Annotated in this window: 23 protein-coding genes and 1 tRNA gene; 17 read left to right on the top strand and 7 right to left on the bottom strand. The window is 39.9% G+C overall.

Annotated elements, in window-relative coordinates; translation table 11 throughout:
- The first annotated feature begins 89 nt into the window (after positions 1 to 89).
- The 3 genes from AC2TDL_RS12990 to AC2TDL_RS13000 all read left to right on the top strand — a co-directional run bounded on the left by AC2TDL_RS12990 (position 90) and on the right by AC2TDL_RS13000 (position 3,306).
- A complete protein-coding gene (locus tag AC2TDL_RS12990) occupies positions 90 to 977 on the top strand; it encodes a carbohydrate ABC transporter permease (RefSeq protein ID WP_484696516.1) in 888 nt (295 codons plus the stop codon).
- A complete protein-coding gene (locus AC2TDL_RS12995; protein ID WP_484696517.1) occupies positions 977 to 1,813 on the top strand; it encodes a carbohydrate ABC transporter permease in 837 nt (278 codons plus the stop codon). Before AC2TDL_RS12990 ends, AC2TDL_RS12995 begins: the two co-directional genes overlap by 1 nt.
- Before the next feature lie 155 nt (positions 1,814 to 1,968).
- Positions 1,969 to 3,306, top strand: coding sequence for an ABC transporter substrate-binding protein (locus AC2TDL_RS13000; RefSeq protein ID WP_484696518.1), 1,338 nt, complete (start codon positions 1,969 to 1,971; stop codon positions 3,304 to 3,306).
- A gap of 83 nt (positions 3,307 to 3,389) precedes the next feature.
- On the opposite strand, the gene AC2TDL_RS13005 is transcribed toward AC2TDL_RS13000, so the two are convergent.
- The gene (locus tag AC2TDL_RS13005; RefSeq protein ID WP_484696519.1) at positions 3,390 to 4,610 is read right to left on the bottom strand and encodes an MFS transporter; all 1,221 of its coding nucleotides are present in this window, start codon (positions 4,608 to 4,610) and stop codon (positions 3,390 to 3,392) included.
- Between the two features lie 161 nt (positions 4,611 to 4,771).
- Complete coding sequence (locus AC2TDL_RS13010; protein ID WP_484696520.1) at positions 4,772 to 5,446, bottom strand: HAD family hydrolase; 675 nt, start codon at positions 5,444 to 5,446, stop codon at positions 4,772 to 4,774.
- 294 nt (positions 5,447 to 5,740) lie between these two features.
- Between AC2TDL_RS13010 and AC2TDL_RS13015 the strand changes: the two genes are divergently transcribed.
- The 6 genes from AC2TDL_RS13015 to AC2TDL_RS13040 all read left to right on the top strand — a co-directional run bounded on the left by AC2TDL_RS13015 (position 5,741) and on the right by AC2TDL_RS13040 (position 10,933).
- On the top strand, positions 5,741 to 7,963 hold the full coding sequence (locus AC2TDL_RS13015) for a methyl-accepting chemotaxis protein (protein ID WP_484696521.1): 2,223 nt from the start codon (positions 5,741 to 5,743) through the stop codon (positions 7,961 to 7,963).
- Between the two features lie 161 nt (positions 7,964 to 8,124).
- Positions 8,125 to 8,200: transfer RNA gene (locus AC2TDL_RS13020), tRNA-Ala, on the top strand.
- Positions 8,201 to 8,665: 465 nt separating this feature from the next.
- Positions 8,666 to 9,616 (top strand): quinone oxidoreductase family protein, encoded by a 951-nt coding sequence (locus tag AC2TDL_RS13025; RefSeq protein WP_484696522.1) that lies wholly within the window; start codon positions 8,666 to 8,668, stop codon positions 9,614 to 9,616.
- Between the two features lie 7 nt (positions 9,617 to 9,623).
- Positions 9,624 to 10,058 (top strand): MarR family winged helix-turn-helix transcriptional regulator, encoded by a 435-nt coding sequence (locus AC2TDL_RS13030; protein ID WP_484696523.1) that lies wholly within the window; start codon positions 9,624 to 9,626, stop codon positions 10,056 to 10,058.
- Positions 10,059 to 10,150: 92 nt separating this feature from the next.
- Positions 10,151 to 10,357, top strand: a complete 207-nt coding sequence (locus AC2TDL_RS13035; protein ID WP_484696524.1) for a zinc ribbon domain-containing protein — start codon at positions 10,151 to 10,153, stop codon at positions 10,355 to 10,357.
- 120 nt (positions 10,358 to 10,477) lie between these two features.
- A complete protein-coding gene (locus AC2TDL_RS13040; RefSeq protein ID WP_484696525.1) occupies positions 10,478 to 10,933 on the top strand; it encodes a hypothetical protein in 456 nt (151 codons plus the stop codon).
- 74 nt (positions 10,934 to 11,007) lie between these two features.
- Here the strand turns inward: AC2TDL_RS13040 and AC2TDL_RS13045 are convergent, their stop codons facing one another.
- Genes AC2TDL_RS13045 through AC2TDL_RS13055 form a run of 3 tightly spaced genes read right to left on the bottom strand, consistent with a single transcriptional unit; the run spans position 11,008 to position 12,925 of the window.
- Positions 11,008 to 11,742, bottom strand: coding sequence for an ABC transporter permease (locus AC2TDL_RS13045; RefSeq protein WP_484696526.1), 735 nt, complete (start codon positions 11,740 to 11,742; stop codon positions 11,008 to 11,010).
- Positions 11,739 to 12,473 carry an ABC transporter ATP-binding protein gene (locus AC2TDL_RS13050; protein WP_484696527.1) on the bottom strand — a complete coding sequence of 245 codons (735 nt, stop codon included), beginning with the start codon at positions 12,471 to 12,473 and terminating at the stop codon, positions 11,739 to 11,741. The genes AC2TDL_RS13045 and AC2TDL_RS13050 overlap by 4 nt, the downstream gene beginning before the upstream one ends.
- A 20-nt stretch (positions 12,474 to 12,493) precedes the next feature.
- Positions 12,494 to 12,925: a helix-turn-helix domain-containing protein gene (locus AC2TDL_RS13055; RefSeq protein ID WP_484696528.1), complete on the bottom strand. Its 432-nt coding sequence runs from the start codon at positions 12,923 to 12,925 to the stop codon at positions 12,494 to 12,496.
- Positions 12,926 to 13,179: 254 nt separating this feature from the next.
- Here AC2TDL_RS13055 and AC2TDL_RS13060 point away from each other — a divergent pair, with 254 nt between their 5' ends.
- Positions 13,180 to 13,467 (top strand): hypothetical protein, encoded by a 288-nt coding sequence (locus AC2TDL_RS13060; protein ID WP_484696529.1) that lies wholly within the window; start codon positions 13,180 to 13,182, stop codon positions 13,465 to 13,467.
- A gap of 78 nt (positions 13,468 to 13,545) precedes the next feature.
- Here AC2TDL_RS13060 and AC2TDL_RS13065 read toward each other — a convergent pair whose 3' ends face one another.
- Positions 13,546 to 14,787 (bottom strand): MFS transporter, encoded by a 1,242-nt coding sequence (locus AC2TDL_RS13065; RefSeq protein WP_484696530.1) that lies wholly within the window; start codon positions 14,785 to 14,787, stop codon positions 13,546 to 13,548.
- Positions 14,788 to 14,895: 108 nt separating this feature from the next.
- Positions 14,896 to 16,080, bottom strand: a complete 1,185-nt coding sequence (locus tag AC2TDL_RS13070) for an ROK family protein (RefSeq protein ID WP_484696531.1) — start codon at positions 16,078 to 16,080, stop codon at positions 14,896 to 14,898.
- A gap of 173 nt (positions 16,081 to 16,253) precedes the next feature.
- On the opposite strand from AC2TDL_RS13070, the gene AC2TDL_RS13075 reads away from it, so the two are divergent.
- The 7 genes from AC2TDL_RS13075 to larC all read left to right on the top strand — a co-directional run bounded on the left by AC2TDL_RS13075 (position 16,254) and on the right by larC (position 24,488).
- Positions 16,254 to 17,693 (top strand): IS6 family transposase, encoded by a 1,440-nt coding sequence (locus AC2TDL_RS13075; protein ID WP_484696056.1) that lies wholly within the window; start codon positions 16,254 to 16,256, stop codon positions 17,691 to 17,693.
- 495 nt (positions 17,694 to 18,188) lie between these two features.
- A complete protein-coding gene (locus AC2TDL_RS13080; protein ID WP_484696532.1) occupies positions 18,189 to 19,457 on the top strand; it encodes a nickel pincer cofactor-dependent isomerase, group 22 in 1,269 nt (422 codons plus the stop codon).
- A gap of 45 nt (positions 19,458 to 19,502) precedes the next feature.
- Complete coding sequence (locus AC2TDL_RS13085) at positions 19,503 to 20,273, top strand: SDR family oxidoreductase (protein ID WP_484696533.1); 771 nt, start codon at positions 19,503 to 19,505, stop codon at positions 20,271 to 20,273.
- Positions 20,274 to 20,292: 19 nt separating this feature from the next.
- Positions 20,293 to 21,102, top strand: a complete 810-nt coding sequence (gene larE, locus AC2TDL_RS13090; protein ID WP_484696534.1) for an ATP-dependent sacrificial sulfur transferase LarE — start codon at positions 20,293 to 20,295, stop codon at positions 21,100 to 21,102.
- Positions 21,103 to 21,133: 31 nt separating this feature from the next.
- Positions 21,134 to 22,609, top strand: a complete 1,476-nt coding sequence (locus AC2TDL_RS13095; RefSeq protein ID WP_484696535.1) for a gluconokinase — start codon at positions 21,134 to 21,136, stop codon at positions 22,607 to 22,609.
- Positions 22,610 to 22,638: 29 nt separating this feature from the next.
- The gene (larB, locus tag AC2TDL_RS13100; protein WP_484696536.1) at positions 22,639 to 23,394 is read left to right on the top strand and encodes a nickel pincer cofactor biosynthesis protein LarB; all 756 of its coding nucleotides are present in this window, start codon (positions 22,639 to 22,641) and stop codon (positions 23,392 to 23,394) included.
- The gene (gene larC, locus AC2TDL_RS13105; protein ID WP_484696537.1) at positions 23,394 to 24,488 is read left to right on the top strand and encodes a nickel pincer cofactor biosynthesis protein LarC; all 1,095 of its coding nucleotides are present in this window, start codon (positions 23,394 to 23,396) and stop codon (positions 24,486 to 24,488) included. Before larB ends, larC begins: the two co-directional genes overlap by 1 nt.
- Positions 24,489 to 24,504 lie beyond the last annotated feature (16 nt).

A 24,504-nucleotide genomic window follows, 5' to 3' on the forward strand; every position in this document is an offset into this window, starting at 1 on the left:
TTTTCAATCAAATACTGGAGTGTTTCATTGTGTCGCGATTCATTATACTCAAATTACAATTCCTTACTAAAATGAAAGGGACGATAAGTATGAATCAGCGAAAGAAGCGATGGTCCGAGAATTTACAACAGATTATATTTGTAGGCCCTGCATTTTTATTCTTTTTCATGATAGTAGGCATTCCGTTTTTTATGAGTTTATATTATAGCCTTACAGAGTGGAATGGGGTTACGAGAAACATAACATGGGCTGGTTTAGAGAACTTTAAACATATTTTACTTCATGATGAAGGTTTTCGCACATCATTTTGGTTTACAGCAAAATATTCAATTGTTACTGTCTTTCTAGCAAATGCGGTTGGCTTCTGCCTAGCGCTGCTGCTTACACAACGTCTGAAAACAAGGAATGTGCTGCGTACTGTATTTTTCTTGCCGAATGTTATCGCTGGTTTATTACTCGGTTTTATTTGGTCATTTATTTTTGTAAGAGGTTTTGCTGCAGTTGGCGAACTGACTGGCATCGGATTTTTCCAACTGCCATGGCTCGGTACAGCAAATACTGCTTTTTGGGGAATTGTTATCGTTAGTATATGGCAAATGGCTGGATATTTGATGGTTATTTACATCGCTGGCATATTGAATATGCCAAAAGAGTTGCTGGAGGCGGCAAAAATAGACGGAGCCAATGCCCTGCAGCTACTGAAAAATATTACGATACCGCTTATTATGCCGGCATTTACGGTATGTTTTTTCTTAACTATTTCATGGACATTCAAGGTGTTCGATCTCAATCTTTCCTTAACTAAAGGAGGACCTTTTGGTTCAACAGAATCTGTAGCCTTAAATATTTACAAGGAAGCTTTCCAAAACAATCGTTACGGACTAGGTACAGCTAAAGCGTTAATTTTCTTTGTCATTGTTGCAATTGTTACAACATTGCAGGTCGTTTATACCAAACGCAAGGAGGTTGAGTCATAATGGAAACGACTGAGAGCTATTCTGCTAAGCATTTAATTCTTGAAATTATCGCGATCTTGCTGGGCATTTTGTTCCTTATTCCATTTTACTTTGTTGTTATTAACTCCTTGAAAAGCTTTGGTGATTTAATGAGCAATGCGGCTGGTTGGCCTGCTGCATTTCAATGGGATAACTATTCAAAAGTTTGGAGTATTATGAAGTTTCCAATGGCATTTACCAATTCCCTGCTCATTACGGTAATAAGCAATGTTGGACTAGTCATTATTAGTTCAATGGCTGCCTATCGTATGGTTCGACGCCCACATCGCTTAAATAAACTACTATTTCTATTATTTATCGCAGCGATGGTTATTCCATTTCAGTCAATTATGATTCCTTTAGTAAGAGTTGCTAGTGAAATTGGCTTAATGAATAGTAGAATTGGGCTTATTGTTTGTTATTTCGGATTTGGTTGCTCATTAAATCTATTTCTCTATCATGGCTTTATTAAATCAATTCCAGCGGAGATAGAGGAGGCTGCCGTTGTTGATGGATGTAGTCCATACGGTGTATTTACTAGAATTGTATTTCCGTTGCTTAAGCCGATGACGATTACAGTCGTGCTGTTAAATAGCTTATGGATTTGGAATGACTTCCTGCTTCCATCACTAGTACTACATGATGCAACTTTAAGGACGATACCGCTGCAAACCTACTCCTTCTTCGGTCAATATACGAAGCAATGGGATTTGGCGCTTGCAGGCTTAACTCTCGGTGTAGCACCGATGGTTACATTTTTCTTAATTATGCAGAAGCATCTTATTCAAGGGATTGCTGCTGGTGCAGTAAAGGGATAGTCTCAGGTTAGATTAGTAGAAATGAAAGAAGAAGACTTAACAGTCAATAAGTTGCACCTTTTTGTTCAACATCGTACCTGTTAGATGATAAGAAATTGATTTACTATTAAACCCATAAATATAAATATTTCACAAAACATTAGGAGGTTTTAATAATGAAAATGAATAAGATCGTTGTTATGACTGCAGCAGCTTGTTTACTAGCTAGCTTGACAGCATGTAGCTCCTCCTCTAATACTCCGGCTAATTCAAGCAATACAGGCGGAAGTTCACCTACAACAACAGATAGCAACACTAGTTCTGGCGGCAATAAAGGTGAGCAAGTAACAATTAAAATGTTTCAATTTAAAGTTGAAATTGCTGAAGCTTTAACGAATATGATTGCTGAATATGAAAGTCTTCATCCAAATGTAAAAATTGAAATCGAAACAGTTGGCGGTGGTGCAGATTACGGTGCAGCACTGAAAGCAAAATTCAACTCAGGCGATGAACCTGATATTTTCAACAATGGCGGATTTACTGATCTTGATCTGTGGATTGAGCATTTAGAGGATTTATCCGATCAGCCTTGGGTAGCGAATTTAGTTGATGCTGCTAAGGAGCCAATGACAAAGGATGGCAAGCTGTATGGACAGCCGTTAAATTTGGAGGGATATGGATATATTTATAATAAAGATCTTTTTGCAGAAGCAGGAATTACGGAAACACCTCGTACATTATCTGAGTTAGAAGCAGCCGCTCAAAAACTGCAAGCAGCAGGCATTACACCTTTTGTTAACGGTTATGGGGAATGGTGGGTGTTAGGAAATCATTTCATCAATATTCCATTTGCGCAACAACCTGATGCTGATGCTTTTATTAAAGGCTTAAATGAAGGAACTGAAAAAATTGTAGGAAATGAAATCTTCGAGCAATGGTTAAATTTATTCGATTTAACGTTGAAATACGGTAATAATAACCCATTGCAAACTGACTACAATACGCAAGTTACTGATTTCGCAACAGGAAAAGCTGCGATGACTCAGCAAGGTAACTGGACACAAGTTGCGATCTCACAAACGAATCCAGATATTAACATCGGATTTTTACCAATGCCAATTAATGACGATGCAGAAGCGATGGATAAACTGCCAGTTGGCGTACCAAACAACTGGGTAATTAATAAAAACTCTCCTGTTAAGGAAGAAGCTAAAGAATTTTTGAATTGGATGGTAAGCTCTGATATTGGTCAGCGTTATATTACTGAGGAGTTCAAATTTATTCCTGCCTTTACGAATATTCCAGCAGACGAAGAAGTGCTTGGTCAGCTGGCAGCAGAAATTATTAAATACAGCAAAGAAGGCAAAACAATTAGCTGGAACTGGTTCAAGTTCCCAAGCGGCGAAGCATCCAGCAACAAGTTTGGCGATGCAATGCAAGCTTATATCGGCGGACAATATTCTAAAGAGGAATTGCTTGACAGCTTCCAAAAAACTTGGGATGAGCTAAAATAAAAATTCGTAAATGAAAGAGACTGATGCAGTTGTTGTGAAGGTATCAACAATGCATCAGTCTTTTTTTAAAATCAAGAGAGATATTAATTTACTTGCTGTTTCGATTTTGGCTTAATGCCAAACAATGCTAGCAGTATCGCAATTCCAGCTAGTCCTGCACATAAATAAAAAAACGGATCGGCTGTAGGAGTTAACATTATAGAGGCTATAGGCGGTCCAGCCGCTACTCCAATAAACCGAACACTACTGTAAAATGAAGTAACCGTACCTCGCACTTCTTTTTCAATCCCTTCAACAATTAGTGCATCAAGACAAGGCAGCGACACACCGATACCTAGAGAGCCAATCGCAATATATACAATATCCATTACCAACGATTTTTCGCCAAGCCAAACCATTACAAGCAACATCGCAGTTATAATTATTACACCGCAGAAGTTAAACCATTTCATTCGTTTTTGCTTATTACTTATTAGTTTTCCTGTGATAAAGGATGCAATACATAAAGCCGTAGTAGGAATTGCTAGGACGATCCCTTTCCATATTCCTTCAATTCCATACTTATCCTCTGCGATGCTAGATAAATAAAACAATGTTCCAAATACAATAAACATACCTATCCCGCCTATTGCAAATGTTGCATATAACCAGCGACCTTTATCGGCAAACAACTGTTTAATTTCATGAACATAAGTGCGAACTAGCATGGAAGGAGTTGTTGTGTCTTTATCTTTTGGCACTTTCACCATAAAGGCAACCATTAAAATAGAGACTAAACATAAAACGGGAATTGCCCAAAATGGCAGAAACCATACGAACATTGCTAACAGTGAACCTAATAGGGGGCTTAACACTTTGCCAAACGTATTTGCGGTTTCAATAAATCCTAGTCCTTGGCTAACATCACGCTCCTGCTTAAACATGTCGCCAATGAGCGGCAAAACAATCGGTGCTGCACCTGCTGCACCAACTCCTTGAATAAATCTGCCAATTAAAATCCAAGAATAAGCATGATCAAACCAAGTTGCAGCAATTGCAGCGACTAATCCTCCGATTCCAGTAAGTGCAAGGGAAGGGAGGATAATTTTAATACGACCAAAACGATCAGAAAGGAAACCTGCTACAGGGATTAAAAAGATAGCAACAATGGAGTATACCGTAATGACCAAGCTAATTTGAAATGAACTTACCTTTAACTGATGACCCATCGCGGGGAGAACTGGAATTAGCATGGAATTTCCTAAGGTCATAATTAATGGGATTGACGAAAGAGCAACGAGGCTTATTTTTTGCGAACTCTCCATTACAAATAAACAGACTCCTTTCAGAATACTTGCAGGCAAGAAGCTCTGTTGATTTGTATTCCCTGAAGAGAGCATTTTAATGCATAGGCCTTACTTTATAAATAAGTTAACTGATTTGTAAAAACAACCTTTGTCTTCTATTCATTCACCGACAACGTTTATTACTTTGGATAAGTGTAGAAAAATGGCTTTGTAAGCAGCTCATTAAAGTCTAATTCCTCTAAGCTGTTGATGCGACGATGCGGCATATCAAAGGTTAAGCTGCTTGTTATCGTGTTAGGAACAACTAGACAAGCTAAGCCTGCTGCCACTGCTGCTTTTGCTCCGTTAGGAGAATCCTCAATTGCAACCGCTTCTTCGGGCTTTACCCCTAATGCTTGCACTGCTTGGATATATAATTCTGGATGAGGCTTAACCTGACTCACATCATCTGCTGTACGAATAATATCAAAATAGTTTAATAAGCCGAGTTCTTGCAAATGTCGTTCCACCCATAAACGATCTGAGCTAGAAGCCACAGCTAGTTTTAAGCCTGCACGACGAGCTTGCTGCAAAAAGTTCACTACTCCAGCCCGTACTGTTTCCTCTTTCATTAATTCATCATACTTCATACGGACTTGCTGCTTAAATTCATCAGGGTCGACTTGAACATTCAGCTCATTAATTAAATAGGTATATGGATTAAATGCATTTATGTGAGTACCGATACAGCTTGAATAAAGCTCCAATGACAGATCTGCTCCATATTGTTGATACAGTTCCTTTAGTGCGACATACCATGCTGTTTCTGTATCAATAATTGTTCCATCTAAATCAAAAATAATTGCTTTTAACATGCCTTCCCTCCCTAATAAACTTTTAAGCAAGCTAATATTTAAATTTGTTATTTAGTTCTAGTAAAACCATATCACGGAAATAAAAAACTCGTCAAATAGACTCTGCAATTCATTTTATCGTGCTCTGATTACAAATTTTAATTGTCTTTACTTGTGTTATTTAAATAAATTTTTATCTTATTGCGAAGAAAATAGCATTTGTTGCTCGACGATTATCGACAAGAAAATATGAGATGAGTATAATTTTTACATAATAAGTAATGTATAGTTACATACTTAGAGTGAGGGATGCTTATGTTTGACTGGATAGGATGGAAAAAGGGCTTTCCACTTTGGATCTCTTGGCGATTAAATTCACATACACATGACGATGTACGTGATATATTCGAAGGGATAGCTCAAACAAGAAAAGAACTATTAATCCAATGGGCAGAACTGTACTGGGGGTATTTAGATCGCGCATTAGGTCAAATTCAACATGAGCTAGAAAAATCAGATACAGATGAAGTAAGCCGTGAACGTTGGGAGCAGCAGTTTGAAGCTATGCGTATGAGAGCAATAGATTTCTCAGAGCTATTTGTACTAAATAACAACTTTGAAGTCATTGCATCAACCTATCAGGCGCATTATGGCAAAACATACGATAAAAATAGTGCCATTGCTAAAGGTTTAGAATATGCTACTGCTACAGATAACGGTCGTAAATGCTTATTTGGACCATTTGCTGATCCATTAACACTGGAAATTGGACCAAGCACATCATCTTTTCATGATGAGATGACTTTATTATTTATTGCTCCAATTGTAGTTCGGGAAAAACGTATTGGATTACTTTGCGGACGAGTGCCAAACGATGTTGTTGGCGACTTAATTCAACGCGAATCAGGTCATGTTTACCCTGATTCTGGTGATAACTACATATTTATGGCTAAGCCAGCCCTTAACGTGCATATTTCTCCAGGTACTGCACTTTCGCGTAGCCGCTTTGAAGACCGCACGTTCACGTTAGGGGATAATTTGAAAGATGGTGTTCCAACTGATTGGGGAACAGTAAAAATTGAAAAGCATACAGAGCTGGAAATTATGTTTACTGACCCAGCAACAGGTCAGCTGCATCCTGGCGTAGCCAATACGATCGCAAATGGTAGCAATTTATTTGTCGCTTTTCCTGGTTACTCCGATTATCGTCATATTCCCGTTATTGGCAAAGGGATAACTTTTCAAATGCCGCACAACCCAGATCTATGGGGGATGATGTGTGAGGGTGATCTTGAGGAAGTTTATCGCAATCGCGGGATCGTTTGGCGTATGACGAAGCTGCTTGTACCGTTGTTATGTTTAATGATGGTAATTTCCGCTTTAGCATCAGGATTAGCACAATATTTTGGCATTAATTCTCCATTCTTATTGTCTAGCATTACAGCAGCAGTCAATATTCCTTTTATTGCACTTATTGTCTTCCTCGTAAAAGCAAAAGTTACTTTTCCAATTTCTAAGCAGCTATGGGAAATTAACCGTTTTATCCGTCGTAATGCAGAGGGGAGAGGGGATTTGACGCAGCGTCTGCAAGTGAATAGCTTTGCAAGAGATGAAATTGGGGATCAAGCGAAATGGCTAAATAATTTTATTGACTCGCAAGAAGGCATTATGATTCAAGTTAAGCAAGCGGCTGATGATGTGCGTTCAAATCAGCATGAGCTGTATGAATCAACAGGAACAACAGCGAAAACTACTCAGCGTGTAAGTAATCGTGTTGAAAAAATGCTTGTAGGCATTCGCAAGCAGCTGCAGGATTTAGATGTTGCGAAAGATGTAGTCGGAGATATGAAGCTAACCTTACAGCAGCTTGAACAGCATGCAGCAGCACAAATTGCTGTAGCGCAAGAGGAAATTGAAAAAATTAAAGGTAAAATGTCACATATTTCACATCATGTAAGCAACACCAATGACAGTATTAATTCCTTTGTTGAGACGACCCGCAGCATAGAGGAAGTATTGCAAATTATTGAAAATATTTCTTCGCAGACGCATTTGCTTGCACTTAATGCTTCGATTGAGGCAGCGCGTGTCGGCGAACATGGTAAAGGCTTTGCCGTCGTTGCTTCGGAAATTCGCAAGCTGTCGGAAAGTACTCGTGAATCCGTTGAGCAAATTCAAGGGATTATTGAGGAAGTTTATAAGGGTGCAGTTGAGGCTCAACGGTTTATGGAGGAAGGGAATGAGGTCGTCGCAGAAGGCGAGGAGCTTATTGCAGCAGCAACGAACTTGCTACGTCAAGCGAATGAAGGAGAAAGTCAAAAAGCAAAAATTATCGATGAGGTTGTGTTGCTGATGGAAAATATAACAGCAGTCAGCATTGGCAATCGTAAGCTTTCTACTGAAGCGGAGGAGCAAGTTGCAGAATTGCAGCAGGACTTTTTACGCGTGCAACAAGCCTCCGAAGATGTGGAATCAATTGCCGCATTTTTGCAGCAGCTTATTGGTCAATTTAAGCTGAATGAAGGCAAGCGTCGCTAAGCTTTCATAGATTTATACATTAGTCGATAATGGAGGTAGATTCCCCTTGTCTTAATCGTGCGACAAGGGGAGTTCTTGTCTTTACAATAATGAACTTAAAAACTATCTTTTGTAAAAGGAATGGTTTTGCTATAATTTTTCTAGAAATAAATAAGAGATATGGGGCATTAGCTCAGCTGGGAGAGCGTTGCACTGGCAGTGCAAAGGTCAGCGGTTCGAACCCGCTATGCTCCACCATTTTGCAAGCAACCTGAAAAGGTTGTTTTTTTATTTATAAAATGAATGATTTTCTTCGCAAATGCCTCAGGTTGATTAAAGTGAGAAGTGAATAAACGGGATATTTCTTCTTTTGTCAATCTATAAGATAACAGACCAAACACAATAGAGGTTGTTTGGAGCAATTACAGAGAATCAATTAACTATAGATGCACTTCCCCAATTGTCTGATAAGGTATACGAAGAAGTTTATATCATTCATTATAAGGAAAAGTTAAAAGAAGTTTTCTAAAATCAAAGTGAAATTGATTTCTCAGATAGAAGAAAGACTTAACAATAGCTGTCGCATTTAGTTTGACAAAAATATTATTTTAAAAGTTTTACAAAAATTTTTTTTTGCAAAATATGTGCATAATGCACATATTCATGCTATAGTATTTATGTGCATTATGCACATATTTTGTTGCAGAGGAGAGTTTGATAACGATGAAGGCAGCGATTGTGAATCGTTTAGGAGCAACTCCTGTATTGGGTGAATTTGCAGCACCAGAAGCAAAACAAGGTCAAGTGGTGGTAAATGTTAAGGCGGCAGCATTAAGCAGGCTAAGTAAGTTTCGTTCGATGGGGAAGCATTATTCATCTGATGTTCAATTTCCAATGATAGCTGGTATGGACGGAGTCGGTACTTTGCAGGATGGCACTCGCGTTTATTTTGCATTTCCAATTGCTCCATATGGCAGTTTAGCGGAACAAACCATTGTGAAACAGAATATGCTCATTCCTTTACCGGATGAACTTGATGATGGATTAGCGGCCGCAATAGCCAATCCAGGGATGTCGTCATGGGCAGCTTTAATCTTTAGAGCTCATTTTAAACCTGGTCAAACGGTATTAATCAATGGCGCAACTGGTGCTTCAGGCAGCTTAGCTGTGCAAATCGCTAAGCATATAGGAGCGAAAAAAGTTATCGCTGTTGGACGCAATGAGGCAAAACTGCGACTACTGGATGCGGACGAAGCCATTGCTTTTGATATGACAAATGATGAAGGGAAGAAGGCATTTGAGCAGGCATTGCAGCCTATTGTGTCAGAAGGGGTAGATGTAGTTTTAGACTATCTGTGGGGAGACAGTGCACTAGTCATTATGTCCGCTATTGCCCACGCTAATGTTAGAACAACTCGCTTTGTCAGTATTGGCACCTCGTCAGACCAAGAGAGCATCCAATTGCCTTCCTCGTTACTTCGTGCATCAACTCTTGAGCTAATAGGCAGTGGAGGCAGAAGTGTATCATTTGTTGATATGCTGGCATCTGCAAGAAGTGTATTTGATTTGGCGGCAAAAGGTTTAATTCATATTGCTACAGCAGAATATAACTTGAAAGATATTGAAGCTGCATGGAATGCACCCTTGACTCCTCGCCCAGTAATCCGCATATAATAACTACATGGAACATAAAATTTTTGAAGCGATTATTGAATTAGTTTCTATCATAAATCGAAGCGATCGGGATCAGAATATGATCGAGCGCGCTGGTGTACATTTGGATCCGGCAGCTTTTCGCGTTCTCGTCGGTATTGGTCATCTTAAAGCAACTAGTGTTGGGGATTTGGCTGATAAAATGGGACGAAATTATTCCAGCATCAGTCGCCAAATTGATAAATTAGAGGCAGCAGGGCTAGTGAAAACATACCCATCAGCCGAAGATTCTCGTATTCGTGTATCTGAATTAAGCGAAAAAGGGAAGGAGATTTATTCAATTATTCAAAGTACCAGAAAGCAAATGATGTCTGACGCATTAAGTGATTGGAAAGCGGAGGATAAAGCCGGCTTATTAAATGGTTTAACCCGTTTAATTGATTCAATTAACAAATTCGAATAAATAAACTGAAATCATTTCGGCGAAACTTATTTAAACGGAAACCGTAAATAAAACCAAAGCTTTTTATTTAGAAAATACGAGGGTGAACCAATATGAATCATAATCATGGGTGTATTAAATGTGGAAGCAGAGATGCTGGTACGAAAGAAGTCGCGATGACAGGTACGGGTTTATCGAAAATGTTTGATATTCAGAAAAATCAATTTGTCGTTGTATATTGTAAAAAATGCGGTTACTCAGAATTTTATAATCGTGAGTCATCAACAGGCTCCAATATCCTCGACTTGTTCTTTGGCTAAATACTCATTAATGGGCATGCTGCAGCGCATGCCTTTTTATTTGCTTTAATCAGCTATTTAAAACTTAATTAGAGGTATGAGCGTCGTTTATTGTAGCAATGGTGAGAGGAGGAATAGCATGTGAAGTATGTTGCCTTGTTTATGCTTTGCATCATATTTCTTACTGCAGCGGCCTGCAGCAATAAAACGGAACCAACTGTTCCAGCGAATCATAGTGCAAAAGATTCGCTCTATCCATCAAACAATAATTCGAACGAGCAAACTATTCAATTAAACGAAATGGAAAAGCAAGGCATTCTGCTTGGTCAACATGAAATCAACAAAGACTTGTACCTCGTAAGTATAGACATACAAATATCCGAGGAAGAAAAACAAGCACTATTGGAAAAATCAATTGACGAGATTATTGCTGAGTATAAACAGCTTTACTTTCTTAATCTCAGTCAAATCCCTGAAAAATCTAAGGAAAATTTAAAACCAGGCTCTTTAGTTATTTATACACTTATGAATAATATTCAGATGGATACCCGACCACCAACCATTAAGATAGCGGATATTCGTATTGCAGAAACTTGAAAAAACAGTTAGACGAGAACGGAACTGATTCCTATCATCTAACCGTTTTTATATGCGAGAAGGCATATAGGAGATTAGCGGTTTAACATATGTCGTTGAAATGCATATACTCCGCATGCTATTAAAATCATTGCGTATGCCAATACCCACCAAAGTTGAGGTAACGCTTGAGAAAATTGTCCCGTCGATACTGTCTGGGTAAGTTTAACAGCATGTACAAATGGCAATGCGTTTGCAATAGTTTTAAATACTCCACCTACTAAATCGAGATCGAACCAAACTCCAGAAAGCCATGCAGATAAATTAGTAAGCAATGCTCCGCATAGGGCAGTAGCGGCTTTTTCAGAAAGCAAAGTGCCGCACAGTAAACCAATGCCAATAAAAATTAATGCCGTAGGAATTAAAGAAAATAAACTTATAATAGCATCAATATTAATTTGCAATCCAAACACTAGACCTGTTAAATAACAAATGAAGCCTTGTAAAATGGCTAAAGGAACTAGCGGTAAAGTATAACCTAAAATAAAGTCCCAAGCTTTCATTGGTGTAGTGAATAGACGGATCGTATAAGCGCTGTCTCTATCTTTAGAGATCATTTGCGCGGCAAATAAGGCTAAAAAAGATAAGCCAAAAACTGCTACACCTGGACTAAGCAACTGAATATTAAACATATCATTCGGAATGTTTTGATTAATAACGGATAGCAAAATAATTAACACAACCGGAAAACCGACACCAAAGGCAATAGATAGAGGGTCGCGCAATATTTCTTTTAATGTTCTCGTTGCAAAGATCATCGTTTTTCTCATCGTTTATGACCTCCTGTGACGATTTCTACAAACGTATCCTCAAACTTACTCTGACCTGTTAATTGATTAAGCTCATCAATCGTGCCGACTCCTTTGATCTTGCCATCTTTCATTATCAGTAAACGGTCAGTTAATGCTTCAATTTCCTCTAAATAATGAGTTGTCAAAATAATCGTCGTCGTTTTTTTTAGATTTTCAATTAAGCTCCATAGCTCACGACGGCTAATTACATCAAGTCCTAACGTCGGCTCATCTAAAAATAATAATTTCGGCTTACTGATGAGTGCCATGGCTATACTTAATTTGCGTTTCCAGCCGCCGGATAGCTTGCTGCTTTTTTGGGTTAAATAAGGCTGAAAGGAGAATAATTCTACCATGTCTTGCACTCTGTTTTTAGCTTCCGACTTACTTAATCCATAGATTTCAGCCATAAACATTAAATTTTCCTGCACTGTTAATTTAGGCGCAATGGCTGACTCCTGCGGCGATACTCCAAGAAATTGCCTCACTTCGTTAGGTTGCTTAACGATGCTATACCCATAAATTTCAGCATCTCCCGAAGTAGGAGTAGAGATACAAGACAGCATATTAATTAGAGTTGTTTTTCCCGCACCATTCATACCTAACAAGCCGAATAGTTCTCCTTCATAAATATCGAATGATACTTCGTTAACAGCAACAGTAGAACGATAATGTTTGCTTAATTTGTTCACAGATACGGCTTTGTTCATGTTGATTGCCTCCCTTCCAGTTAGTTGTCTTGATCGAATGGGGTTTTTTTAATAAGGTTAAAAAATTCACTAATAAATGACTCTGGCACAATCGCTAAACCTCTATCATCATCACCAACAATAATTAGCGAATCACCTGGCTTAATGCCAAAAATATCTCTAGCTTTTTTAGGAATAACAATTTGTCCTCGCTCGCCTACAGTTACACTGCCAAAGAAATGCTTCCCTTTAGGTGGAACAACTAGTCCAGTGACTTCTTCTTTATAAGAGACTAGATTATCTATTGTTACACCATATAAATTAGCTATATCTAAGCAAGCTTGAAGATCAGGCACAGAGTCCCCTTTTTCCCATTTAGCAATAACCTGTCTAGAAACATTAATTTTTTCTGCTACTTCCTCTTGAGTTAAACCATGACGTGTACGTAAAGTTTTTAAATTATGATGAATCATATTTTTCATACTCCTGTTTTTTATTTAATTATTAGCGATGATATAACAATTATCCATTCATAATTGTAGACATTGATGTTATATTTCGTGGCATTCAAAGTTTGTCTCGGTTAGAGGCAAAATAATTAAAGAGAAAATGATTAAAGGGAAATAATGTTGCGGAAAAGAGCGCTCTAGGCATTCGCACAGCCCAATTTCTGGGTGCTGCATATGCTAGTAGCAACTAAAAAATGGGCTAAGAGCGGGGGTTACTAATGAAAAGCTGGAGTTCAATGTCTGATGCAGAAAAGCTAGGATTAATATCCGCCGTTGTCGTAGTAATCGGTGACGCTCTTGCTTTACTTTCAATACTTGTCGCCAATCAGGAAGATGATAATGATAATGGCAATAGCAACGGCAACGGGAATGGAAATGGGAACGGCAAGGGGAATGGAAATGGAAGTGGCAACAGCATAAAAAGAAGCAAGCGAAATGTTAATCAAGCAAGCAATGTTCGCAATATTAGCTATAGCTACAATGGACGAAGGGGAAATATACGTTAATAATGCTGTAATTTATCAATTAGCTTGTCCATTTATCCCTGTCCATTGTATTACCATATTAGCTATGAAATGTATTTACTAATTTGCGGCATTGACTATTGCACGTTCTTCAGCATCTGGATCAATGCCTCGTGTTTCCTTGCCCCAAAACAACACGGCAATAACACCTATAATAATGGAGATAAAAAAGATCGTGAAGATTGCAGATACAGCGATTTCTCGTGCCACAAGTATGCCGACAAGAAAAGGTCCTAATATTCCGCCAACTCGGCCAAATGATGCTGCAAAGCCAACCCCAGTTGCCCTTGCAGCTGTAGGATATAGTTCAGGAGTATAGGCATACATGCCGCCCCAGGCTCCTAAATTAAAGAAGGAAAGCAATGCACCAGCAGTAAGCAGAGCAGCTTGAGATTCAGCTAGACCAAACCATAGCGCACTAACTGCAGTAAAAAATAAATAGACAACTAGCACAAATTTACGACCAAATTTTTCAATAAAATAAGCTGCAGTAAAATAGCCAGGAAGCTGCGCTAACGTCATCAGCAATACATATTGAAAGCTTTTCACTAAAGTAAAGCCTTTTATGACCATAACGGAAGGAAGCCATAAAAACATGCCATAATATGAGAAAACAACAGTAAACCAAAGGATCCATAGAACAGTTGTAGAACGACGATAAGGCTTCGACCAGATAAAAGCAATGCGCTCCATAAAGCTAAGCTTATTAGCATTCTTTTGCTTTTTATATCGCGGGGAATCCTCGATCGAGCGTCTTAAGTAAATCGCAAAAAATACAGGCAATGCTCCAATAAAAAATGCAATTTGCCATCCGAATTGCGGTATCACAAAATATGAGATTAGTGCAGCAACAAGCCAGCCGGCAGCCCAGAAACTTTCCAAAATGACAACTATTCTACCTCGTTCACTAATTGGAACGGATTCTGATACGAGAGTTGAGGCGACTGGAAGCTCACCGCCAAGTCCCACTCCTGCAAAAAAACGCAAGAAACATAACATTAAAAAACTTGTAGCTAGTCCGGAAAAACCAGTAGCTAGAGAAAAGAGAATAAGCGTAGCAAGCAAAATCATGCGACGACCGTAACGATCAGCTAGTGCTCCTGCGATTGCAGCTCCAACTGCCATTCCGATCGAATTGATCGCGGTTAGCCAGCCAACCTGATCAGCACCCAAATTCCAATCCGTTGCGAGTGCCGCAATAATAAAGGAGAGCATACCAACATCCATTGCATCAAAAAGCCAACTAAAGCCCGCATTGATTAACATTTTTCGTTGCTTACGTTCTTGCCAAAAATAAGTCATGTGATCGATATCCTCCTAAGAAGCAATATCTCATAATATCGACAAAAATCGATCAAATTATGACAATTAAGAGGAAAGAGAGGCTTTGCGATATGTAATGAACTACTGTTAATTGCTTTCCGTTGCAACTAATTGATCATATGGCAGGGTGAGCGAAGGTATATCCAAAAAGCGTACAATTGATTTAGCGCATGCTCCCAGAGTGCAAGAGGTTCTGCCTAAGGTAGAAATATATAGTCCATGATAATGACTGACTCGCGAGCGTAAATTATCTTTTACTTTATGCAAAGCGTTAGGATAAAGGCGCAGCAGCTCACTATCTAATACAACTACGTCAGGATTGTAAATATTAATCATATTGTTGACCCCAATGGAAAGATAATAAATATATTGTTCAATCGTTGAAATAAGTACGCTATCTCTTAGTTCAAGCCGCTGCTTAATAAAGGGATAGTTAATTTCCTTATTAGGGTAGAGCTTAGCAAGATTTGCGAACAAAGCTTGCTCTGAGGCATACTTTTCCCAGCATCCTTCATTGCCGCATTCACATGCTTTTCCAGCAGGCACAACAATCATATGACCAATTTCTCCTGCAAACCCATCATGTCCGCTAAAATACTGATCATTGACGATCATGCCCATTCCAATCCCGTAATAAAATGAAATACTAATTAAATTTTTCGTTGAATGGTGGATAAATACACGCTCTGCAAAAGCGGTTAAATTAGCATTATTTTCAATCTGGACTTCAACTCCCAGTGCCATCTCTAAATCCTGCTTCAAAGGAGCTTTTTCCCAGCCAAGACGAGGAATGTACTGAATCATTTGATTTGCATCAACTAGTCCATGGACAGAAATAACGATGCCTATAATGCCGTAGCGCCGATGATTGTAGCGCTGTTGATAGCCTTGAATATATGAAACTAAAAGCTCGACAGTTTGCCTGTAGTTGCTGCAATCGTGAGCAATATTATCGATCGTCACAGGTTTACCAACAAGATCCGTGATCATAAAAGTAATGCCGTCTTTTTCAAGATCAATCCCAAGAGCGTAGCCAGCATCAGCATTTAGCGATAGCATTATAGGTTTACGACCTACAGTATTATGCAAAATTTCTTTTTCAACGATAAGTTCTTCCTCAATCAGATCAGCAACCTGTGCAGAAATTGTAGCTTTCGTTAAGTTTGTTATTTTTGAGAGACTTGCGCGAGAAATAGAATGATGCTTAACAATTTCATGTAAAATAAGCGAACGATTTATTTTTTTAATAAGCGCTGCATCTCCTGCTGCCATAGTTACCCTCCTTAAATGAATATCGTATTGTAAAAACTTTATATATATAATTGAGGGTTTTCCTTGATATATAAGTCTCGGAAAGCAAAAAACTTGCCACCCCCATAGTTTTAGGTTAAAAGTAAGGTTACCACACCGAACACTTAATCCCAAACAACTAGGAAGTGACAAGTTTGTATCCTCAATTATTAACCTATTTACTTGAATTTATCAAGTACCAAGATCAAATTATTAAAACTTTACTTACTCTTCTTATCGGTAAAAACATGTTTGATAAACCTAAAGAAGAGCCAATCAATAAACCATATCGTAAGCTTCAGGTGGATGATCTTCCGATCAACGAAACTCTTCAGAAGCTTGATTATCGAATCCTTCTAACAGAATACCTAGAGAAAAACGGTAAACATCTAAAGCCTGTTCAAAGGCGTTTGAATGCAAAGACGACTGTACCTAAATCTATGAACTGTCCGAAGTGTGGTGCTCCATCGGATTATCTTTATGCCAATAATGGGGGCAAAGGACAGTATCAATGTAAGGTATGTTCCTGTCTGTTTAATGATAAGAGCCGCTATTTGAAAGAGGCCATTTTAAAGTGTCCTCATTGTTCTAAGACTCTTGAAAAAATCAAAGAGCGAAAAGACTTTAACGTGTTCAAGTGTAAAAATAATGATTGTCCCTATTACCAAAAGAAACTAAATGGTATGTCTTCGAAAGAGAAGAGACAGTTTAAAAAAGATCCTCAATCCTTTAAGTTAAGATACATTTTCCGGCAGTTTCACATCGATTTTCAGCCATTGTCTAAGTCTTCCCCCAAAAAGCCCAAGGTTGATTTATCCAGGCTGTATGCGTCGCCACATACTTTGGGGCTCATTTTAACCTATCATGTCAACTATGGACTTTCGGCCCGTAAAACAGCTGCACTCATGAAAGATGTACATGGGGTAAGCATATCGCATCAAAGTATTTTAAATTATGAGAATGCAGTTGCCCTAATACTTAAGCCTTACGTAGATTATTATCCCTACGAACTTTCTGACCAGTTCTGTGGAGACGAAACCTACATCAAGGTGAATGGGCGTTGGCATTACTTGTTTTTCTTCTTTGATGCGGTAAAAAAGATTATTTTGTCTTACCCAGTATCGCCAAATCGGGATACAGTGTCAGCAATCCGTGCCATTGATGATGTCTTAATGAAACTGAAAGAGATTCCTAAAGATCTTACATTTGTGGTGGATGGCAATCCGATTTATCTCTTAGCTCAGCACTTTTTCGCTCAACACGATATTCAGTTCGACATCAAGCAGGTTATTGGACTTACCAATGAAGATCCTGTGTCAACGGAGTATAGGCATCTCAAACAAGTTATCGAAAGACTAAATCGCACATTTAAAGGCAATTATCGTTCAACACACGGGTTTGGATCCGAACAAGGATCTGTTTCTTTTGTGACCCTGTTTGTAGCTTACTTTAACTTTTTAAGGCCTCATTCTGCATTAGAAGGTAAGGTGCCAGTGCTTAATCCAGAGTTACTGCAGCTCCCGAATATGCCTGCGAGATGGACTAAACTGATCGCTTTAGCACAACAATGGATTAACGAACAACAACCAGCCTAACTTTTTGGTTTAGCAGAGCCCGAAGTAAAAACGAGCAATCGGCGGAGCGAACTCTTGACAAACCGAACTAGCCAATGGTTTAAAATGGAAAAACCAAGGGCTATTTAGCATGCCTTCTTTTTGTCCCCGTCGCCCTTGTTAAAGTAGAGTCAAACCATTGGCGTGTTTGTCAAGAGCGATTGCGTGGCCTTTCCACCCAACAAATGGGAGACGACCCGAACACCTATTGAGTTTTCATAGAACTTTTGACACTACCATGAATATATTCTATGTGGTGGCAAGGATTGGATCTATGTATATAAAAGTACATCGAAAGCATATATTTGTATACATTACTTAGCTAATAAAAATCGTCAAAATTAGTATTTGACAAAGAAGAATGGAATTGTTACCTTAAAGTTATAATTAGTTCACTTACTAAACAAATAGTATCGCATGTTCAGAAGGATGTCAAAACAGAGTGTATGATCACATAGTGGGAGAGTGAAGTGAGCAATGGGAATTGTTCAGGAACTGCTAAAAAATATACCTGTACCACGCATGGCAAAAGTGAAAGTGAATTTTGATCGAGCATGTATTGAGAATGTACACCATGAGCTAAGAAATAAGCTGGAGCAGGATAGAATTCAACAGCTTGTAAAGCCCGGTATGGAAATCGCGATTGCAGTTGGCAGCCGCGGTTTAGACCGCTTGGTTGAGATTGTTGCTACGACTGTTCAATTTTTGCAAGATGCAGGTGCAAAACCATTTATTGTACCGAGTATGGGTAGTCATGGTGGAGCAACAGCAGAAGGTCAACGCGAAGTGCTGGCTCATTTAGGAGTAACCGAGCAAAGTGTAAACTGTGAAATTCGTTCCTCGATGGAGGTCGTGCAGCTTGGCTCATTGCCGAATGGTTTACCAGTATATGTGGATAAATTTGCTTCCGAGGCAGACGGCATTGTCGTTATTAATCGGATTAAACCGCATACCGCATTTAGAGGTCCTGTTGAAAGCGGTATTATGAAGATGATTAGTATCGGGCTAGGCAAGCAAAAGGGAGCAGAAGCCTGTCATCAGCTAGGATTTAAATATATGGCAGAAAATGTACCGGCAATGGCGAAAATGATTATGGAGAAAAAGCCGCTGCTATTTGGAGTAGCAAGTATTGAAAACGCATTCGATAAAGTAGCTCATTTAGAAGTCTTGACGAAAGAGGAAATTATTGAGCGTGAGCCAGAGCTGCAGCTAAAGGCAAAAAGTCTGTTACCGAAGCTATATTTTGAGCAAATTGATGTGCTTGTTATCGATCAGATCGGAAAAAATATAAGCGGGGATGGAATGGACCCTAATATTACTGGACGTTATCCAACACCGTATGCGCATGGCGGACCTGATGTCAATAAAATGTGCGTGCTTGATCTGACCCCGCAAACCGAGGGGAACGCCAATGGGGTAGGCACGGCAGACTTTACTACCCAGCGCTTAGTAGACAAGATGGACTTAGATGTTACCTATGCAAACGGCTTAACGTCGACTGTCTGTGCTCCGACTAAAATTGCTACCACGTTGCCTAATGATAAGCAATGTATTCAAGCAGCGATTAAAACTTGCAATATATTAGATTTTACTAAGGTGAAGTTAGTTCGCATTCATAATACGTTGGAAATTAGTGAAATAGAAGTTTCTGAGAGTTTGATCGATTATGTGCGGCAGCATCCACAGATGGAGATAGTAGAAGGTCCATATGAGCTGCAATTTGATAAGCAAGGGAATTTATTTTAAGAACGATATAATTAGTGATAAATTAGAAATGAGGGCTGAATTCATATGTCAAAACTATTTGATTTAACTGGGAAAACAGTATTAGCTTTTGGCGGAAATAGCACGCTGGGCTCAGCGATTTGTGAAGGGTTAGCCGATCATGGAGCTCAAATTGCAGTCATTGGACGGAATAAAGAGAAGGCTGAGGCTGTTGCGGAGAAAATTAATGCACGTGGCGGCACTGCAAAGGCATTTAGTGCTGATGTTAGCTCTAAAGCTTCACTTGAAGCTGCTGCTGAAGAAATTGAAGCATGGTGCGGCGGTTGGGACGTTATTTTAAATGCGGCAGGTAAAAATAGCACGACTCCATTTTTAGAGCTAGAGATGGAGGAATGGGATGATATTATGGATGTTAATCTAAAAGGTGTCGTTTTAACTTGTCAAATTTTCGCTAAACGCATGATTGAACAAAAGCGTCCGGGCAGCATTATTAATCTATCTTCCGTCTCATCAACGACTCCACTTTCTCGCGTATTTACATATTCTGCATCAAAAGCAGGCGTTAATAGTGTGACGCAATATTTGGCAAGAGAGTTTGCCCCATATGGAATTCGGGTAAATGCGATTATTCCGGGCTTTTTCCCAGCAGAGCAAAACCGAAAAATTTTAAGTCAGGATCGGATTGAAGCCATTATGCGCCACACGCCGATGAATCGCTTTGGTGACCCTAAAGAATTACAGGGAGCTGCAGTATTTCTGGCATCAGATGCAGCATCAAGCTTTGTTACAGGCGAGCTATTGAGAGTGGATGGTGGCTTTGGCAGCATGACGATTTAATGAAGGGACGTGTAACGAAATGCTAGAGCAAAAGTACGCACAATTGCAAAAGATTCTTCGTGAAATGGGCTCTGTCGTTGTCGCCTTTTCTGGCGGAGTAGACAGTACATTTTTATTAAAAGCGGCTGTAGATACATTGGGCAAGGAAAACGTTCTAGCAGTTACAGCAGATTCAGAAACCTATCCTTCTAGTGAGTTAGAGGAAGCAAAGTCTTTAGCAGAGCTAATAGGAGCACGTCATCAAGTAATTGAAACTTCTGAGCTGAATATCCCCGGCTATGCCGAAAATAATAAGAATCGCTGCTATTTTTGCAAAAGCAGTTTGTTCGATCATTTGTTGCCGCTGTTGGAGCAGCACGGCTACTCGAATATTGTGTATGGTGTAATCGCTGATGATATGAATGAGCATCGCCCAGGGATGCAGGCAGCGAAGGAGCGAGGAGTTCGTGGACCGCTGCTTGAGGCACAGTTATATAAGTCAGAAATTCGCCAGTTATCTCAGCGCTGTGGTTTACCGACTTGGAATAAGCCTTCATTTGCATGTCTATCTTCACGTATCGCTTATGGTGAGCGAATTACGCAAGAGAAGCTTAGTAAAATTGAATTAGCCGAAGCATTTATTAAATCACTTCATATCCGACAAGTGCGTGTACGAACTCATGAAGGAATTGCTAGAATAGAAGTAGAGCCGCAGGACTTGCCTAAAGTAGTGGAGCATGCTGAGCTTATTGCGAAAACATTGCAGTCCTATGGCTATCAATATGTTACGTTGGACTTGTTAGGCTATAAAAGCGGCAGTATGAATAAACTGTTAAGTATGTCCTCGTAATATTTAAAAATTGTAAAGGAACTGTGCAAGCATGGAACAATTATATATTCTTGGCTTAGATTTAGGAACCACAAGTGCTAAGGCTTGTTTATTTGATTTACAGGGGCATTTATTATCTTCAGCAGAGCAGATGATTACTTCCTACTATCCGCAGCAGGGCTGGGCAGAGCAAAATCCTGAGGAAATTGCCCAGCTTGCATGTATAGCGATTAAGGAAGCATTGGCATCAGCTAGAATAAATGAGCAGCAGGTTTTGGCGCTTTCTTTTTCGGCTGCTATGCATTCGCTAATAGCAGTAGACGACAAAGGGCGCGCGCTATCACAAGCGTTAATTTGGGCTGATGGACGAGCAGCAGAACAAGTTGCTAGCCTCGATCCGCAATTAAAATATGAGCTATATGCAGAAACAGGCACACCTGTTCATCCGATGACCCCATTTACGAAGCTATTATGGATGAAGGAAAAAAATTTCGCTCCCTATCAACAAGCAGCGTATTTTATGTCGATAAAAGAATACTTAATTTATGCTTGGTGTGGAGATCGTGTTATCGACTATTCCATGGCATCAGCAACGGGAATGTTTAATCCGCGCAGCTTGCGTTGGAACGAGCAGTCGTTGCGGTTAGCTGGGATTAAAGAAGAGCAGCTGTCACAGATCGTGCCACCTACAACAAAGCTATCCTCATTAAAGCCTGAAATTGCAGCAGCTATGGGCGTGCGACCAGATTTAACAGTGATAATCGGCGCTGCTGATGGACAGCTCTCAAATCTTGGGATTGGTGCAGTGCTGCCAGGAGAAATCGCCGTCTCAGTCGGTACTAGCGGAGCGATAAGACAATTTACGAGTGAAGTAGTTGTTGGCGCGCAGCAAGAAAGTTTCTGCTATGCCTTTACAGCAGATTCATTTATCGTTGGCGGACCTACGAATAATGGCGGTATCGTTTTGCAATGGCTAAAGGATTTATTGCAGGATAAGAGCGATTTTTCTGCATTTTTAGCACAGGCAGAGGGTGTTGCCCCAGGAGCAGAAGGTTTGTTTTTCTTGCCATATATAAATGGGGAGCGGGCTCCAGTCTGGAATCAAAAGGCGAAAGGTAATTTTTATGGAGTAAGCGTAACCCATCGCAAGGAGCATTTTATTCGTGCAGCACTTGAGGGAATTACCTTTAATTTATATAGCATTGGAAAAGCGTTACATGCATCGCAGCAGGGAGCGCGAAAAATGTACATCAATGGCGGATTATCTCGCTCGAAACTGTGGCTGCAAATGATGGCGGATATGTTTAATGCAGAAATTTACGTTTCTGAAAATCATCATGGTGCAGCATGGGGAGCTGCCTGGACAGCATTAGTCGGACTTGGCATCGCTCATTCCTTTGCCGATATAAAGCATAATATTCCGATGAGTGAGCCAACTTTGCCAAATCCAGAAAATGTAGAAGTGTACCGCAATTTATTTCTTCGTTATGAACAACTTGCAGCAACGATTGCACCGTTATTTTGCTAGAGGCTTTTGCCAGGTTAGGGGGAATAGACTTGCTGGATCATATTTTACAGCAACTGCAGCAAGGGCAGCTTACGATTGAGGAAGCTAAGCAGCGCCTAGCTGCATTTGATGATCTTGGTTTTGCAAAAGTGGATTACCATCGAAAAAAGCGGCAAGGCTTTCCTGAAATTATTTATGGCGAAGGTAAGTCGGTAGAGAGTATCGCCGCCATTATCGGATCGCTTGCAGCTCATCAGCAAGATATTATTTGTACGCGAATTTCAGAGGATAAGGCTGCGGCGCTTCAAGCGATGATTCCACAGCTTCAATACAATGCACTTGCTCGTTTGCTCTATAAAAAGGATACTTCATCCTCTAAGCAGCAATTAAAGGGTTATGTTGCAGTCATTGCAGCAGGAACCTCTGATCTGGCGGTAGCAGAGGAGGCAGCATTAACAGCAGAGCTGCTTGGCAGCAATGTGCGGCGAATTTATGACGTGGGAGTAGCGGGAATTCATCGTCTACTGCATTATTCCGAGGAAATTCAAGCGGCAGTTGTTTCAGTCGTTGTTGCAGGGATGGAGGGGGCTTTGCCTAGTGTCGTTGGCGGGCTTGTTTCACATCCTGTTATCGCCGTACCGACAAGTGTAGGTTATGGTGCGAATTTTCAAGGCTTATCTGCTTTACTGACGATGCTCAACTCCTGTGCTTCCGGAATTAGTGTCGTAAATATCGATAATGGTTTTGGCGGCGGCTATAATGCAGCGCTAATCCATCGGCTGGCGAATAAAGGAGTAGGTGAATAATGAGGCTATTGTATTTGGATTGTATGTCTGGCATTAGTGGAGATATGTTTATCGGGGCGCTGCTTGACGCAGGAGCAGATGTTGAGACACTTGAAAAAGGATTAAAGAAGCTTGGATTTACTGAGGAGTATGAGCTTAATTATCGAAAGGTTAACAAAAATGGCATTTCAGCAACCAAATTTGATGTAATATTAAGCGAGCATAGACATCAGCAAGGACAAACTCATTCCCATCAGCTTCATATCGCACCATTTGGGCAAAGCAATGAGCATGTTCACGAACATAAGCATAGTCATCAGCATCATCATGCGCATGACCACCCCGATCAGCATAAACATACGCACCATCATGCGCATGACCATGTACACCAGCACGAGCATGTACATGATCATAGTCATGACCACGCCGATCAGCATGAACATATGCACCATCATGCTCATGAACACGCTCATAAGCACGAGCATTTACATGATCATAGTCATGACCACACCGATCAACATGAACATACGCACCATCATGCTCATGACCATGTCCATCATCACGCTCATACGCATGATCATAACCATGTGCATTCTCATCATCATCGTTCTTATGTTGATATTGTTAAGCTTATTACAGAAGCCGGATTTAATGAAAAAGTGACCTCTATGGCACTGCACATTTTTCGTAAAATTGGCGAGGCAGAAGCAAAAATTCATGGCTTGCCGCTTGATTTGGTTCATTTTCATGAAGTAGGAGCGGTTGATTCGATCATTGATATTGTAGGAGCAGCAATTTTACTCGATGATCTCGGAATACAGCAGGTTTATGCCTCACGTATTCCAGTTGGCTTTGGTAAAATACGAATTGATCATGGCGTATATCCTGTTCCAGCGCCTGCAACACTTGAAATACTTAAAGGTGTACCGCTTGAAAAGTCAGAAATTCGTGCAGAGCTAACAACACCAACTGGAGCTGCAATTGTCGCTGTGCTTGCTGAGCAGTACGGTCCGCTGCCGTCGATGACTGTAGAAAAAATCGGCTACGGGGCGGGGACAAAAAACTTTGGGGATTATCCTAATGTTTTGCGCGTCATCCTTGGCGAGCTAGCATAAATTGCAGAGTAAATAA

The sequence above is a fragment of the Paenibacillus sp. plas6 genome (assembly GCF_057221655.1).

Bases quoted from the DNA above. Each gene is read 5' to 3' on its own strand.
- AC2TDL_RS12990 (WP_484696516.1), top strand. From the start codon at position 90: ATGAATCAGCGAAAGAAGCGATGGTCCGAGAATTTACAACAGATTATA.
- AC2TDL_RS12995 (WP_484696517.1), top strand. From the start codon at position 977: ATGGAAACGACTGAGAGCTATTCTGCTAAGCATTTAATTCTTGAAATT.
- AC2TDL_RS13000 (WP_484696518.1), top strand. From the start codon at position 1,969: ATGAAAATGAATAAGATCGTTGTTATGACTGCAGCAGCTTGTTTACTA.
- AC2TDL_RS13005 (WP_484696519.1), bottom strand. From the start codon at position 4,610: ATGGAGAGTTCGCAAAAAATAAGCCTCGTTGCTCTTTCGTCAATCCCA.
- AC2TDL_RS13010 (WP_484696520.1), bottom strand. From the start codon at position 5,446: ATGTTAAAAGCAATTATTTTTGATTTAGATGGAACAATTATTGATACA.
- AC2TDL_RS13015 (WP_484696521.1), top strand. From the start codon at position 5,741: ATGTTTGACTGGATAGGATGGAAAAAGGGCTTTCCACTTTGGATCTCT.
- AC2TDL_RS13025 (WP_484696522.1), top strand. From the start codon at position 8,666: ATGAAGGCAGCGATTGTGAATCGTTTAGGAGCAACTCCTGTATTGGGT.
- AC2TDL_RS13030 (WP_484696523.1), top strand. From the start codon at position 9,624: ATGGAACATAAAATTTTTGAAGCGATTATTGAATTAGTTTCTATCATA.
- AC2TDL_RS13035 (WP_484696524.1), top strand. From the start codon at position 10,151: ATGAATCATAATCATGGGTGTATTAAATGTGGAAGCAGAGATGCTGGT.
- AC2TDL_RS13045 (WP_484696526.1), bottom strand. From the start codon at position 11,742: ATGAGAAAAACGATGATCTTTGCAACGAGAACATTAAAAGAAATATTG.
- AC2TDL_RS13050 (WP_484696527.1), bottom strand. From the start codon at position 12,473: ATGAACAAAGCCGTATCTGTGAACAAATTAAGCAAACATTATCGTTCT.
- AC2TDL_RS13055 (WP_484696528.1), bottom strand. From the start codon at position 12,925: ATGATTCATCATAATTTAAAAACTTTACGTACACGTCATGGTTTAACT.
- AC2TDL_RS13060 (WP_484696529.1), top strand. From the start codon at position 13,180: ATGAAAAGCTGGAGTTCAATGTCTGATGCAGAAAAGCTAGGATTAATA.
- AC2TDL_RS13065 (WP_484696530.1), bottom strand. From the start codon at position 14,787: ATGACTTATTTTTGGCAAGAACGTAAGCAACGAAAAATGTTAATCAAT.
- AC2TDL_RS13070 (WP_484696531.1), bottom strand. From the start codon at position 16,080: ATGGCAGCAGGAGATGCAGCGCTTATTAAAAAAATAAATCGTTCGCTT.
- AC2TDL_RS13080 (WP_484696532.1), top strand. From the start codon at position 18,189: ATGGGAATTGTTCAGGAACTGCTAAAAAATATACCTGTACCACGCATG.
- AC2TDL_RS13085 (WP_484696533.1), top strand. From the start codon at position 19,503: ATGTCAAAACTATTTGATTTAACTGGGAAAACAGTATTAGCTTTTGGC.
- larE (WP_484696534.1), top strand. From the start codon at position 20,293: ATGCTAGAGCAAAAGTACGCACAATTGCAAAAGATTCTTCGTGAAATG.
- AC2TDL_RS13095 (WP_484696535.1), top strand. From the start codon at position 21,134: ATGGAACAATTATATATTCTTGGCTTAGATTTAGGAACCACAAGTGCT.
- larC (WP_484696537.1), top strand. From the start codon at position 23,394: ATGAGGCTATTGTATTTGGATTGTATGTCTGGCATTAGTGGAGATATG.